This is a genomic window from Bacteroidota bacterium, from assembly GCA_016718825.1.
In the GTDB taxonomy this organism is placed as follows: domain Bacteria; phylum Bacteroidota; class Bacteroidia; order J057; family JADKCL01; genus JADKCL01.
Window position 1 is genome coordinate 314692 of sequence record JADKCL010000004.1, and the last position, 15080, is coordinate 329771.

Genomic DNA, 15080 nt, shown 5'->3' on the forward strand with positions numbered 1-15080 from the left:
CTCCATTTTCCATTCTAAATTCCCATGGAAACTCAATTCGAAGAAATCGTCGCTGCGCTCAAGGACAAGGCTGTCTTGAAGCAACATATTTTCCGCAGCACGATTGCGGTGTTTCAGATGCTGAGAGCCATGACTGACGAGATCGGCAAGCGGCTTGCGACCAAGTTTGCGGAGATCGACAAAACCGTCGTGATTGAATGCACCGATGAAAGTGAATTCGAATTCCAGATCAAATTTGGCGGCGATGTATTGATGTTTTCGATGCAGACGAATGTACAGACGTTTGGCCCCGAGCATATTTTGACCAAAAGTCCCTACATTTTGGAGGACGCCCACCGCGGATATTACGGCACGCTCACCGTCTACAATTTCATGGCGGATTCGGTCAAGTACAACCGCCTCAACGACGCGGGTTACCTCCTCGCGCGCATGATGGTGAACTGCGACGGACACTTCTACATCGAAGGTCTGCGCCAAATGAATTTCCTCTACCCCAACATCGCCGAAAACGTGATCAACGAGGCCGTTTTGCGCAGCTTCATCGAATCCTCCATCCTCACCGCCATCGACCAGGACTTGTACGCCCCGGCGTTTCAGGATGTCATGATCATTCCGCTGGCGCTCAAGCTCCAAGACCAAATGGCCGGCGCCGCCAAAGTCGGCTTTCAAGTTAAAAGTGATAAGTGAAAAGTGAAAAGTTGCCCCCACGTTTGTCAGCCCCATCCAGTACTTTGGCTTGGGCTGACAAACGGCATACGGATTTTCCTTGGATCTATCTTGACTTTGCGGCCCTTTACGGTTGAATTTGTTGCCACTTGACTCTGCGACCTCTGCGAACCATTGCGTCCTTTGCGTTTCAATTCGCTGCATTGACTTTGGGAACGATCGCGTTTCAATCACCTGCAAAATGGCTGAATGCACAGCATCAAAGATCAACCTGAACTTCACTACCTTTGCACCATGAATTCCCCCCACCCCAAGGCCGCGCAGGCGCTCCGGCAACTCAACATCGAATTGCTCAATCCGATGCAAGAAGCGGCCATCGCGGCCATCGACAGCCACCAAGACCTGATCCTGCTGTCGCCCACCGGCTCTGGAAAAACCCTCGCGTACCTGCTCCCGCTGCTCCCGCGCCTGCAGGCAGGCCTTACGCATGTGCAGGCACTTGTGCTCGTGCCCTCCCGCGAACTCGCGCTGCAAATCGAGGACGTCTTCAAAAAAATGCAGACCGGATTCAAGGTCAATTGCTGCTACGGCGGCCACAATATCCAAACGGAAATCAACAACCTCTCCGAACCACCGGCACTGCTCATCGGCACGCCCGGCCGTGTCATCGACCATATTGACCGTGGCAGCCTCGACCTCGATCAGGTGCATACGATTGTCCTCGATGAATTCGACAAATCCCTCGAATTTGGCTTCCAACCGCAAATGGAATATGCCATTGCGAAGATGCCTGCGCTGAAGCAACGCATCCTCACATCCGCCACCGATTTGGCTGAAATTCCAGGTTTTGTCGGCCTCCAAGATCCGCAGCGCCTCGATTTCCTCTCCGACCGCGCCACCGTGGACAAACTCGAAATCCGGAAGGTGATTTCCCCCGAAGCCGACAAATTGGAAACGCTGTTGCAGCTGATCTGCAAACTCGGTTCGCAGGCGATGCTTGTATTTCTCAATCACCGCGATGCCGTCGAACGCGTGAGTACATTTTTGGATGAGCATGGGGTATTGCACGATTATTTCCACGGCGGATTGGACCAAAATATGCGGGAACGCACGCTCACGAAGTTCCGCAATGGCAGTTGCCGGATTTTGGTGACGACCGACTTGGCGGCCCGCGGATTGGACATTCCGGAGATTGCGGCGGTGGTGCATTATCATTTGCCCTTGACCGAAGACGCCTTTACCCACCGCAACGGCCGCACCGCAAGGATGCATGCCGAGGGCGCAGCCTACGTGATCATCGGCCCCGGCGAAAAATGGCCTTCCTACATCGATGCCGACATCCCAACCGAGGAATTGCCCACCGAAATTCGGTTGCCGGAGCAGCCTGTTTGGGCGACGCTGTACATCAGCAAGGGCAAAAAAGCCAAAATCAACAAGATCGACGTCGTCGGATTTTTATCGAAAAAAGGGGGGCTTTCGCAGGAGGACCTCGGCCTGATTTTGGTCAAGGATGAATGCGCCTACATCGCCGTAAAACGCGACAAAATCAAAGCGGTCATCCAACAAACCAAAGGCGAAAAATTGAAGGGGATCAAAGTGATTCTTGAGGTGGCGAAATAGGTTGCGGATATTGGGTCCTTTGAGTAATTTGGTTTATCAGGCTATTGAAACCGAATTTTGTGCCTGTACCCAACCGAGGATACCGACCTCCCCTCGCTGGGGGAACAATACAAGCCGAAAAGACATTCACCGATCAATGCCCCATTAACGGCAAATCGACCACCAGAATTGGCATCAAACCCCGTGCAAATCCAATTCGTCGGTCCAGATCATGGGGACGCGTTTGCCCATCTTTTTCTGGATGACCTTAAAATGCGGAATGTCTTCGGGGCAAATCAACGAAATGGCCTGACCTTCAGCATCTGCGCGACCGGTGCGGCCGATGCGGTGAACATAATCCTTGGGGGACCTGGGCAATTCGTAGTTGATGACCACCGGCAAAAATTGGATGTCGATGCCCCGCGCGGCCAAGTCCGTGGCGACCAAGACGCGGACCATGCCCGCTTTGAACCTTCGAAGGGCCTCGGTGCGTGCACCTTGGCTTTTCTGACCATGGAAGGCCATGGCCTCGATCCCGTTTTTGCGCAATTTCTCCGCGACATTGTCTGCGGTGCGGCCCGCACTGACAAAGACAAGCACTTGCTGCCATTCGCCACGGTGAATCAAATACCGCAACAAAGGGCCTTTTCGTTCGGGGGCGACGTGATAAGCGACTTGCGTGATCGATTCCGGTGCAAGTCCCTCCTCCCCTTTGACTTCGACGCTGACGGGTTCGTGCAGCATCTTGCCCATCACGACTTCGACTTCTTCATCCAACGTCGCCGAAAACAAGAGATTTTGCCGGCGTTTCGGGAGCAGCGCAAAGATCTTGTCCAATTCTTCTTTGAAGCCCAGGCTCAGGACTTTGTCTGCTTCGTCGAGGACCAAAATTTCGACCTCGCCGAGTTGCAGGGCATTGTTGCTGACCAAATCGAGCAGACGTCCGGGGGTGGCGACGAGGATTTCGACGCCGCGCATTTGGATCATCTGCGGGTTGATGGAAACGCCGCCATAAACTGCGAGGGTTTTGGGGCGGTGGGCCATTTTGGAGGCGAGTTGCTTGAAAACTTCTTCGATTTGGGCTGCCAATTCGCGGGTAGGTGCAAGCACGAGGGCCCAGATGAAGCGGTTGCGCAGCGGCGGCCGGTGCTGCAACATTTCGAGGATCGGCAGGACGAAGCTCGCGGTTTTGCCCGAGCCCGTGGGCGCAAGCGCGAGCAGGTCTTTCCCCTTCAAAATCACCGGAATGGCCTCTTTTTGAATGGGATATGCTTCTGTATATTGCTGATCGGCAAGTGCTTGCAGCAGGGGCGCGGAGAGACCGAGGGAGGAAAATGGCATTGAACAACGAGATTTTGCACGACCGAAGGGCCCAACAGAATCCCTTCGCATGAAACCGCATTCGCAGCGATCCACAGCACAAAGGTACGCAATCAAGGATGCCGCCCCAAACTGGAGAAGCTGCCAAAACAAACCTTCAACCTACTGCAAGTAAAGCTTCTTCTCCAGGATCATATTCTCCCGGCCTTCGGAAATCACGCGCAGAAAATAGATGCCTGGCGAAAGCAAGGACAAATCCGCCTGATCGGGTCCGCGTTGCTCCAAAACGGCCACGCCTTTCATGTCGCGCATCGTCACGGAATAAACCCCACCATAACCGCCGCTCAATTCGAGGTAACGGCCATAAAGGCTTGCGACGACTTGACCGAGTGTATTGATTTGCTTGACTTCGGTGAATGTGACGCCACCATTCGGCTCGACCATCCCGATGCGGTAATAGCTTTCGACGAAGGGGGAGTCATCGATGAAGGCAAAATGCGATCCGTTTCCGACTTCAACGGTACCGACTTCTTCGAAATGCACCCCATCCGGCGAATGTTCCACGATGTACTTTTGAATGGCCTGTGCATTGGCGTCTTCCCATTCGACCTGAACCTGATCCTCGCCGACAAGCGTCAACATGTAGTCGATCGGCTCTGCAAAGGGCGTAGCAGGCACAAGCGTGATGCTGTCAATGCCCATGCGCACCCCGTTGGGAGAGAGAATGCTGGGATCGTCGTCACGGGGCAAAAACTTGATGTTGTGGGATGTAGCGGTCGCGGTGAAGGTGACGGTGCGCAGAAACCAAGGGTGGGCATTGCTCCCAACCGCCGAATTGTCAGTGCAGGGCGTGCTGATGGCAATCAAGGTGTTTTCCCTGTAAACCGACCACGATCCTGTTGGGTCTGTAAAATTGGATTGCTTGATGACATTTTGGTAGAACCGGATGTTGTAGGCTTGTCCGATAACTAGCCCCGTAACTGTTTGCATCAACCCTTCGTGCCAAATATCGGAACCGTTTTGACCGTGGAGCCCACTGACCAACGTGGTACCATGATACGGATTGCCATTGATATTTCCCCCAACCGGACCTGTGGTGCCGGTGACGTCGGAGGTTGCTGCAGGTGCCATGGTCGATAGGGAAACCGGATCAAGGTAGGGAACCTGTAGCCAACTTGTGGGAGTGGCGGAAATACCAATGGTACCATTGAGGGAGCCATTGACAAATGCCTGAGCCGAACCCACATGGTGCCAAGCCAACAATAAACAGAATACTATCCAACGATAACGTTTCATGGGGTGCGCAATTGATTCAACATCGAATATACTTTAAGATCAAGACATTCCCAAAACGGAACAACGATGGAATTCGCAACAGTTTGATGCGGGGTCGCAGCTAAAAATCCTTAGAATCACAAAAAAACACCTGCTTGAGGGCAAATCTCTGCCAAACCGCTAGGCTTTATGCGGACGACATGTTATATTCGGCTATCACTTAATCGTCTAGAGTATCCATGGAAAATTCGCATAAAAGCCAAGAAAGGCAGACTTCGCAGTTGAAGGCACAGCCCGAGCAGGAAGGGAAAGGCAAATCGCTGTCGCCGCCACCTTTTCAGCTCAAGGCTGATGGCAATCCGGCCCAAATGAAGCAGAATGGCGCTGGAGATGTCACACAGCAAATGTCCCTCGGGGAAGTGGTTTCAGGAGTTGGAAGCTGGATCAGCAACCTGCTCAATCCGCAGTCGGCAGAAAGCGAATCGGCAGAAAGCGAAAACATGTGCATGCTTCCCGAAGCTGAAGGTGGCGTTTCCGAATTGCAGCAAGCGCAAGTTTCTGAACTGACCACTGCCGAACCGGAGGCGGAGCCTGAACAAACCCGTGAAGAGCAGATTTCCGAACTCCTGCAAGCGCATTACGACGGCTTTGCTTCGATCAGCGTCAACGTGCCCAATCCGGTACCGACAGACGAGCAGCCGACATTGGCTTGCGAGGTTCGTCCACCTTATATGATCAATTCGGGTGACCGCATCACCAATGCACAAACGGCACGTGCTGCCAACCGCCGTGTCAATACTTTGATCAACACCTATCCGTGGGGATTCCGTCACGGCAAGGCTACTGCATCCCAGATTCAGACATTTTTGCAGGCTGCGATCGATCAAGGCTTGACGACCAACAATACAAGTGTGGGTTTGCGCGACTTCCTGAGCCTTTATGGTATCGGCGTGGATTGCTCGGGAATGACCTCCCAAGGATACAACATGTTGCTGACCGAGCTCGGGTTAACCGATGAGGCCCAATTTGTTGTCAACGACACGGGATCAGGAAGTTTCCGCGACGCACATGAGCGGTTCACGGCCGTTACAGCACCGAGTGACTTGAGGCCCGGCGACGCACTTTATCTGGACAATCCGAGGGGGATCGACCACGTGCGTTTGGTACAAAATGTGACCGTTAACGGCGCGAACATTGACTTTGTGACCATCGAAAGCGCGGGTGGTGCCACCAATGGTCCACGCCAACATCATTGGCGCTTCACGGATGCGACCGACTTTGGCAGCCTCCAAGTTTCGAGTGATGGCGGCGCGACCTATACCGACAGCACTGAAAACCAAGAATTTGCCCGACTGGATGGCCTTTATCCTGCAGAAGCGGAATCGGCGGAGACGGAAACCACGGAATAGTTCAGAGTTCCAATGGTCATGCTGAGCGAAGCATCTTCGGTTCTAGTAGTAATGGCCATTTATTCTCGCTGTTCCGAGATGTGGAGAGTTGAGAGTGGAGAGTTGAGAGTTGCCAATCCGCATTTCTGGACTTTCTGGGAGAACAGAAGAATCATTGGATAGCACGGCTTTCAGGATTCCATCATGATTTCGGCAAGTTTGGGGACGATCCTCCAGGCTTGCCGAAATTTTTGTTTCCGGTCGCGGTGGTCTTCCTGGCGAATCTTTGCCGATGATCCCCACCCTAATATTCGTTGATAAAAATATTTTTCATACCCACTACCACAATTCCAAAACCCGCCTTAATCTTGCGTAGCTCGTCCCGATAACCTGCGGGGTGCATTGGCCTGCCACACGGAGCAAAACAACCTTTTGGCCAATCTTTCATCTTCTTAAAACATTATTCAGTATGAAACCTGTAGACAGTGAATTGTTTGCCATTACATTCAGCACCGGCCTCGACAACAATCAGTACCTTTTCAGCGAATCCGGCAGCAGCGGCTACTATTACATCGAAGCAAAAGCCCGCGAATTCAGCGCAAGCGGCAAGGCACGTACACCTCTGAACCTCAGCATTGTGATTGACAAAAGCGGTTCGATGAGCGGGGCAAAACTTGACCATGCCAAGCTCGCAGCCAAGTATGTCGTCGATCAACTCAGCGCCGACGACTACGTCTCCATCGTGGAATATGACGACCGCATCAACGTCGTCTCGACTTCCAACCGCGTGGCCGACAAGCAATTGCTGCGCAAGCGCATCGACGGCATCGAAGCCGGCAACACCACCAACCTCGGCGGAGGCATGCTCGAAGGCTGCAAGCAAGTCAAAAGCACCTATCAGCCGGGCTACGTAAACCGCGTGCTGCTGCTTTCCGACGGACTCGCCAATGAAGGCATCACAAGCGTCGAGGAATTGCAACGCCTCGCCAAGGCACAAAACCTCGAACACGGCATCAGCATTTCGACATTTGGCTTGGGCCTCGATTACAACGAGAACCTCATGACCAATCTCGCTGAATACGGCAGCGGCAATTATTACTTCATCGAGAACCCCGAGCAGATTTCGGCGATTTTCCAGAAGGAATTGAACGGATTGCTCAATGTTGTGGCCCAAAATGTCGTTTTGACCGTGGATTTGCCTGCGAATGTCAGCTTGGAAAAGGTCTTCGGCTACAAATTTGAGGAGTCGGGCAACCGTGTGCTGATCCATTTTCGCGATGTCTTCTCAACGGAAACCAAGGCAGTTTTGCTGAAGTTTAGGATCAAGGGAAATTCGCCGGAACTGGTCTTTAAGGCAACGCTGAGTTTCAACGATGCCACGTTGACCGACAAACCGGGCCGGACTTTGGAAGCCAGTGACATTCTGACGCTTGCAACTTCGGTGGAAGCATTTGGCCAATCTTTTTCGGCGCGAATCAAGGCACAAGTGGTTTTGTTTGAGTCGAATGAGAAACTTGAAGAAGCCATGCAGGAAGTCGACAACGGCAATTACGAAGTTGCGCGTGCAAAGGTGCGCGAAAATGCCGCCTACCTGGAAAGCCACAAAGAACTCGTCGCAGAAAGCGCCGAATTGAGAGTGCAAATGGCTTCGAATGCGGGCTACAGCAGCAAAATCGAAGACGTCGAGCAAATGCAAGAATCCGAAAAGCGGCAAATGCAAAAAGGTTCAAAAATGGCGAATTACGACTCCCGCAAGAAGAAGTAATTTATCCAGAAACGCATCCGAGCGTCCGCAGGCAATGGGAATTGAGAAATTTCCATGCGTCTGCGGACGTCTGCATTTTTAGGCATACCGTGCATGATCAGCTGCTTCTTATCCTCTTTTGAATCAGCAGGAAAAAATAATTTCACTATTCTTTCTTCGGCCACACACCAAAAACCCATTCGAAGGCATCTTCCTCACAAACACTGGAAAATCCATCCCGTGCTATTTCCCTCCTCGCTGCAAAATGCTGCCTGGAATCTCCTTGGTCAAAAAATGATGAATTGAAATGAAAAAACTTGGCTTCTCTACCTTTCTTTTGCTCCTCACGGCTTGCACCTGCCTGTTTTCATTCGCCTGTCGAAACGACCGCAATGATTACGGGGATCAACACAATATTCCCGTCCGAATGGCTGCGTTTGCAGAAACAGAGGAATTTGAGCCGGCGCTCTCTTTACGCACCGGACTTGACAATCCGTATTATCTTGTCCCCAACCATGGCAATCAGGGCTACTATTATGTCGAGGCCAAAGCGGTCGCCTCCTCCGCAATGCGCACGACCAAACGTCTGCCGCTGAATCTCTCCCTTGTCATTGACCAGAGCGGTTCGATGGCAGGTGAAAAGTTGGTGTATGCCAAGCAAGCCGCCAAGCACGTGATTGACCAATTGTCACCGGAAGATTATGTCTCGATCGTGACCTACGGCACGACGGTCGAGGTACTTGCGACCTCCAACAAGGTCGGTGACAAGATGGTGCTCAGAAATCGTATCGATGCCATTCAGTCCATGGGTAGCACCAACTTGTCGGGCGGTATGATGGAGGGTTACGCGCAAGTCAAATCCACCTTTCACAGCGGATATGTGAACCGTGTTTTGATGCTCTCCGACGGGCAGGCCAATGTTGGCATTACTGACATCGCCACCTTGCAGAATATTGCGCGCAACCAAGTCAACCAAAACAACATCACGATCTCTACTTTTGGTATTGGCCTGGATTTCAACGAAAACCTGATGACAAGCATCTCAGAATTCGGCAGCGGCAACTACTATTTCATTCATCATCCCAGCGAAATAACCGGTATTTTCCAGAAGGAATTGTCTGGTTTGACCAACGTGGTGGCACAAAATACGGAGCTGCAAATCACATTGCCGGCAGGGGTTGCGCTGCAGCGCGTCTTTGGCTATCCCTACATTCAAAATGGTCAACAGATTACGGTCCAATTGCGCGATGTCTTTGCCGGGGAAACGAAAGGCGTTCTATTGAAATTTCAAGTGAATGCAAATCAATTCGCCCATCAATTCCATGCACAAGTGCGCTATACAGACGTTCTCACGCCCGACTTGCGCGCCCGCACCCACACGGCTTCGGATGTGCTCACGCAGACCGCTTCGATTGAGCAGATGGGAAAATCGTTTAATCCGACCGTGAAATCACAGGTGGTGTTGTTTGAAAGTAACGACAACCTTGAGCAAGCAATGCGCGCGGTGGATTCCGGGCAATACGAGCAAGCCCGCGCACTCGTGAAGGCCAACGACAGCTACCTCAACGACAACATTGGATACGTAAAACAAAGTTCGGAATTGCAAACGCAAATGTCCAACAATGCCAGCTATCAGACGCAAATCACCAACGTCGAGGCGCTTTCAAGTCAAGACATTCAATTGCTTCAGAAATCCAACAAAGCCACCAACTACGAGGTTCGGAGGAAGCGCTAAGTACTTTCGAGAATCCAAAAGCAAGGGACTGTCCATCATGGTCAGTCCTTCGCTTTTTGGGAAAATCATCCACAATTCGCGAATTTTGTTTGCATTAATGATTATTTAATTTGCATTTAACTCCACTTTCATTAGCTTTGCATCCTCTTATCACCTATAAATTACACTACAATGACGACTCAAGAAGTAGCGGATCGTTTTTATGAGCTCTCGCAGCAGGGCAAGTTTGACCAAATTCTCGGCGAATTGTTCAGCCAAGACGCCAAAAGTGTCGAGCCGGCTGGTGCTGACATGCCTTCTGTCGAAGGCCTGGACAACATCATCCAAAAAGGCAAAAGCTGGAACGAAGCCGTGGAAGAAATGCATGGCGGCTCAACAGGCGCACCCATTGTCGCTGGAAACTTCTTTTCCTGCACCATGGCCATGGATGTGACGATGAAGGGTCAAGGTCGTATGAACATGGAGGAGGTTTGCCTCTACCAAGTGAAGGACGGCAAAATCGTGCTGGAGCAATTCTTTTATTGATCTGAAGCGCGACTTATTGGACAATATTCTCGTCTGCAATTCCCTATCTTCTTGGATCATTGAATCCAGAATATAGGGAATTGTAGGCGAGGTTTTGTATTCTGCAAACCCCTTCAGCCAGGTTTCCCTATGCAACGGTTCCCGTGGATAGACCCCGAAAGAAGCTTATCCCTCACATAATCACATCCCAATCAGTTTGAATTCCGTGCGACGGTTGAGCTGATGCTGTTCTTCTGTGCAATTAAGATTGGCATCGTTGCAATCGTTGGTAAGGCTTCCTTCGCCGTAGAACTTGTAGGTAATCCGTTCACGCGCGATCCCGCGTGCGACGATATAGGACTGCGCATCAATGGCGCGGTTACGTGAGAGCTCGTTATTGTATTCCGTGGTGCCACGTGAATCCGTATGGCTCCCCATTTCCACCATGATCGTCGGGTATTTCTTCATGAATGTGACAAGGTCATCCAATTCTTTGGAAGCGTCCATTCTGATATCATGTTTATCGAAATTGTAGTAGATGATATAGAAGACTTTACCGATGTCTTCGCGCTTTGGAATAATGTCGACCAACAAGTCCAATGTGTCATTGTCCTTGGCACCCAGCGCATTCACGGGATAAACCTTTGCAGGCATGTTCTCCGATTTCACCTCGACAATGTACTCCTTGCCCACCTCGAGATCAAACCCGAATTTCATTCCCGGCTGGATCACGAGCTCAGTTTCCTTTTCACGAATGGTAACCTTTGTACCTGGCGGCAAAGGGGTGTTGTTGGTAAAGATGGAACCATCGAGATAAGCCGTTGGATTGCAGTCTTTGGATGCTGGGGTCATTTCAATGGTAACCGCTAAGGGCTCAAGCAAGTGTCGCACGGTGGGTTTTATCACGATCGAGTTTTTGCTGTACCCGGCGACATCTGTTTCGAGCAAAAATTCCTCTTCCCCATCCAAATAAAGTTGTTCTTCACCTTTTTCATCGGATTTGTCATAACCCCTGGATTCGCCGCCTAGGAAAACACGGGTGACAGCACCTTCAATGGGCTGCTGCGTGACCTTGTCGATCACGTGTGCGATCACCGCATTGTGAACGGTGAAGGCATAAATGTCATCGTCACCCTTACCGCCGGACCGGTTGCTGGAAAATAGCCATTCACGCCGTTCTCCATAAAAGAGAGACCAAAATCGTCCAAGGTGGTATTCACAGGCGAACCAAGATTCTCGGGAATGGACCAAGTTTGGCTCGATTTTGAACTCATGAACACATCCAAGCCACCCAATCCTTGATGACCGTCAGATGCAAAGAACAATGTTCCGTCCTTGGCAACCCATGGAAACATTTCATTTCCCTCGGAATTGATATTGGGCCCCATATTGATGGGGGGACCCCAAGTTTCTCCCTGTTTTTCAACCATGTAGAGATCGGTGCCACCAAGGGTTCCGGGCATGTCTGAAACCATGATCATCTTGTTGCCATTCGCAAACAAAGCCGGATGCCCCGTCGAATATTCGTCGTTGTTGAAGTTCATCGGGGTGATTTTCCCCCATTGATTTCCATTTTTGACGGAGGAATAGGTCTGCAAGAGGAGCGTCCCCGCCTTGTCATGCTGCACTTTCCCTTTGTAGTAGTTATTCCGGGTAAAATACACAGTATCACCACTCGGAGAAAAGGTGGCAGTGGCCTCGTGGTATTTTGAGTTGATTGACCCCTTCAATTTTTTGGATTGGCTCAATTGCAAAGAGTTGGGATCGACGTCAGATTCGTACAAATCCAAAAAGCTATTGTTGAGCCAAGCAAACAGAAAGCTTTGCTGTTGTCGATTGCTGCTGAAAAGAACTTTATTGTCGGAACTGACCACCGGACAAAAATCGGCACCTGCCGTATTGTTTCCTGCATCGCTTACATTGAAGCGGCCTTCGTTGGCATAGAATTTCTGGAAGTCCACACAGCTCTTGTACCTTGCCTGAGCGAGCCGATTGCCCGTATTGGACTTCAAATAGATTTCAAATTGCTTGGCTGCTTCCTCAAATTGTTCATTTTGCATGAGCATGGAGGCATAATAGAATCTCGTCACTTGTGGTGCACTTGCGACAGCCTCTGCATACCATTTGGCCGCATTTTTGGGGTCATTGACAAGTCGGTAGCTGTCACCGAGCTTGGCAAATACAGCACTATGGCGAGGGTTTGCCTTCGAAAATTTAAGATAATGCGTAATCGCCTTGCTGTAGGCAAGATGGTCAAACGCATGATCGCCCTTCCTCAGCTGACTTTTCTTGCTCTGTGCCGAAGCAAAGGTCGAAAAGCCAACTAGAACAATCAGGATGCAAATGCGGGAAATCGAATGGAAATACATGTAAATCGGGGTCTGATTAGAAGTAACGCGGAGTTTTGATTCTGGACTTGTTCCAACCAAGGTCAAGACCGAGCATGATTTCATGCGATCCAGAGTTGTAAGTACGCAGGGGAGTCAAGGTCAAGTCGTAGGCATAACCCAACCGGAATTGGTTCTTGAAAACGTACTCACTCATGAACACAAGTGCGTCTCCTGTGCGGTAGGATGCGCCTACCCAAAGCACTTTTTTGAACAGCATGGCCGCATTGAAGTCAAATTCGATGGGGGCATTTTGTGTGTATTTCATCATCACCGAAGGCTTCAGGTCCAAATCCTCTCCCAAAGGAATGACGACGCCGGCTGTTGCAAAAAGGTGCATTTTCTGGCGAGAAGCCACGCTCCCGTTCACGGAATTGGGATTCTTGTACTTGTTGGGAATAAAATTGGGGATGGCGGCACCAAGATAGAATCGCTCTCCATAGTAATAGGCTCCCGTTCCGGCCATCGGAAGGATGGCGGTGGTCGAAGTAGCGGGAGCTCCAGCGTCGGGATTGATCGTGACGGCATCTTGCCAACGGTTGTTGTGCAACAAAGCGCCTCCCTGCAACCCTAACGATAAGATGCCCGGTCCAAGTTCCAACCGGTAGGCATACATCGCATTTGCGGCCGTTTGATTGGTGAATCCCAGGCGGTCATTGTACACATTCAGGCCAAATCCGCTCTTTTCATTGCGGCTTGGTCCATGGATGCTGAAGGTTGCCGTTTTGGGAGACCCGTCAATGCCGACCCACTGATACCGCCCCAATGCCGTTACACTCACCAACTCTCTGCTACCTGCATAGGCAGGATTCACAAGCAGACCGTTGAACATGTACATGCTGTATTGGGGATCTTGCTGTGCCCATGCAGGGGAAATGCCGACGATGCAAAGGGCAATGAAAAATAAGAGTTTCTTCTTCATGACGAATTACCTGAAGATTACGACAAAGCCATTCAATGGGACGATGTCGCCCTCATGTAGATCAAGGATATAGTAATAGGTGCCCGCAGGAAGTTCTTCCCCGCGATTGTTGGCACCTGTCCACTGATTTTGGTAGCGATCGCGGTTGTAAACCAGATTGCCCCAACGGTTGAAGATCTGCAACGAAGCGTTTGGATACAACTCGATTCCTGGAATTTCAAAAACCTCATTGTCACCGTCGCCATTCGGGGTAAACAGGTTCGGAATTACCAAGCCGCGCGGTGGTGAAACCGTAATGAAGACATAAGCTGTATCACAATTTTGCGGTGTATTTCCGTCGCAAATTACGTAGCACAACGTATCGATTCCGGAGAAGCCGTCATTTGGAGTGTATGTAACGGTGCCACCGACGTTGAAAACCGCCGTCCCATTGGCAGCGAGGTTACAAGGAGACACAGTCACCGCACCATAAACGGTGTCATTTCCGAGGACATTGACCGTCACGGGTACGCCATAAGGAGTCGTGGTACTGTCGTCCACTGCAACGGGAGGATCCACGGGACAGCCAACTGTAATCACCACCATGGCAGAGTCACATTCACTTGGAGTGCCCGAATCGCAAGCCCAATACCACAAGGTGTCCGTTCCGACAAACAAACTGTCTGGAATGTAGATGATGCTGTCATTTCCGAGGATGTAAGACAACCCAGACGATGGACCGCCCCAAATGGACGTTGTGGTAAGTGCATCACCATCAGGGTCAACATCGTTGCCAAGCACATTGATGATGACAAAGCTATTGACACATGTCGTCGCATAATCGTCGTTGGCCATCGGCGGATGATTTACAGGCGTTACCGTAATCACCACGATCGTCGTATCACATGCGCCCGAGGGATCACAAATCACGTAACACAAGGTGTCTGCCCCTACGTACCCCGAATTCGGCGTATAGGTGAAGCAGGGCCCACTTCCCGTTAACGTACCATTCGAAGGTCCACAAGTGATGGTGATAGACAAGGAATCGCCATTTGGATCACTGTCATTGATCATCGGACAAATGATCACCGGAATATCCTGTGGCGTTGTCGCAATATCGATCACAGCAACTGGTGGCTGATTCGATGGAGTGACGTTGATCACGACGATCGTCGTGTCGCATGCCCCGGATGGATCACAAATGACATAGCACAAGGTATCCATTCCCACATAACCCGTATTTGGCGTGTAGGTAAAGCATGGCCCTGCGCCCGTCAAGGTACCGTTGGTCGGACCGCAAGTAATCGTGATGCTGAGGCTATCGCCATCAATGTCAAAGTCGTTGCCCATCGGACAAATCACGATGGAGCTGTCATTGGGGACCGTTACAGTATCTGGATTTGCAACCGGCGGATCATTGACAGGTGTCACGATGATCGTCACGATCGTCGTATCGCAGCCGCCGAATGGATCACAAACAATGTAGCAAATGGTGTCATTGCCGTTGAAGTTCGGATTGGGCGTGTACACGATGCAATTGGCGACCACCGAGGCCGTACCA

Annotated in this window: 12 protein-coding genes; 6 read left to right on the forward strand and 6 right to left on the reverse strand. The window is 51.0% G+C overall.

Annotation, left to right across the window (positions count from 1 at the left end):
• Positions 1–24: 24 nt before the first annotated feature.
• On the forward strand, positions 25–687 hold the full coding sequence (locus tag IPN95_06505) for a hypothetical protein (protein MBK9449052.1): 663 nt from the start codon (positions 25–27) through the stop codon (positions 685–687).
• 273 nt (positions 688–960) lie between these two features.
• Positions 961–2286, forward strand: coding sequence for a DEAD/DEAH box helicase (locus tag IPN95_06510; GenBank protein ID MBK9449053.1), 1326 nt, complete (start codon positions 961–963; stop codon positions 2284–2286).
• Positions 2287–2460: 174 nt separating this feature from the next.
• Here the strand turns inward: IPN95_06510 and IPN95_06515 are convergent, their stop codons facing one another.
• Positions 2461–3606, reverse strand: coding sequence for a DEAD/DEAH box helicase (locus IPN95_06515; protein MBK9449054.1), 1146 nt, complete (start codon positions 3604–3606; stop codon positions 2461–2463).
• A 141-nt stretch (positions 3607–3747) separates the two neighbouring features.
• Positions 3748–4881, reverse strand: a complete 1134-nt coding sequence (locus IPN95_06520) for a hypothetical protein (GenBank protein MBK9449055.1) — start codon at positions 4879–4881, stop codon at positions 3748–3750.
• Between the two features lie 218 nt (positions 4882–5099).
• Here IPN95_06520 and IPN95_06525 point away from each other — a divergent pair, with 218 nt between their 5' ends.
• From IPN95_06525 to IPN95_06540, 4 genes are all read left to right on the forward strand, one after another.
• Positions 5100–6269: a hypothetical protein gene (locus tag IPN95_06525; protein MBK9449056.1), complete on the forward strand. Its 1170-nt coding sequence runs from the start codon at positions 5100–5102 to the stop codon at positions 6267–6269.
• 448 nt (positions 6270–6717) lie between these two features.
• Positions 6718–8013 carry a VWA domain-containing protein gene (locus tag IPN95_06530; GenBank protein MBK9449057.1) on the forward strand — a complete coding sequence of 432 codons (1296 nt, stop codon included), beginning with the start codon at positions 6718–6720 and terminating at the stop codon, positions 8011–8013.
• 286 nt (positions 8014–8299) lie between these two features.
• On the forward strand, positions 8300–9727 hold the full coding sequence (locus IPN95_06535; GenBank protein ID MBK9449058.1) for a VWA domain-containing protein: 1428 nt from the start codon (positions 8300–8302) through the stop codon (positions 9725–9727).
• A 171-nt stretch (positions 9728–9898) separates the two neighbouring features.
• Complete coding sequence (locus tag IPN95_06540) at positions 9899–10252, forward strand: nuclear transport factor 2 family protein (GenBank protein MBK9449059.1); 354 nt, start codon at positions 9899–9901, stop codon at positions 10250–10252.
• A gap of 180 nt (positions 10253–10432) precedes the next feature.
• Here the strand turns inward: IPN95_06540 and IPN95_06545 are convergent, their stop codons facing one another.
• The 4 genes from IPN95_06545 to IPN95_06560 all read right to left on the reverse strand — a co-directional run.
• On the reverse strand, positions 10433–11314 hold the full coding sequence (locus IPN95_06545) for an OmpA family protein (protein ID MBK9449060.1): 882 nt from the start codon (positions 11312–11314) through the stop codon (positions 10433–10435).
• An 8-nt stretch (positions 11315–11322) separates the two neighbouring features.
• Positions 11323–12684: a PD40 domain-containing protein gene (locus tag IPN95_06550; protein MBK9449061.1), complete on the reverse strand. Its 1362-nt coding sequence runs from the start codon at positions 12682–12684 to the stop codon at positions 11323–11325.
• Positions 12617–13540 (reverse strand): type IX secretion system membrane protein PorP/SprF, encoded by a 924-nt coding sequence (locus tag IPN95_06555; protein ID MBK9449062.1) that lies wholly within the window; start codon positions 13538–13540, stop codon positions 12617–12619. Before IPN95_06555 ends, IPN95_06550 begins: the two co-directional genes overlap by 68 nt.
• A 6-nt stretch (positions 13541–13546) precedes the next feature.
• The coding region (locus IPN95_06560) for a tandem-95 repeat protein (GenBank protein ID MBK9449063.1) at positions 13547–15080 on the reverse strand (1534 nt) is incomplete at its 5' end.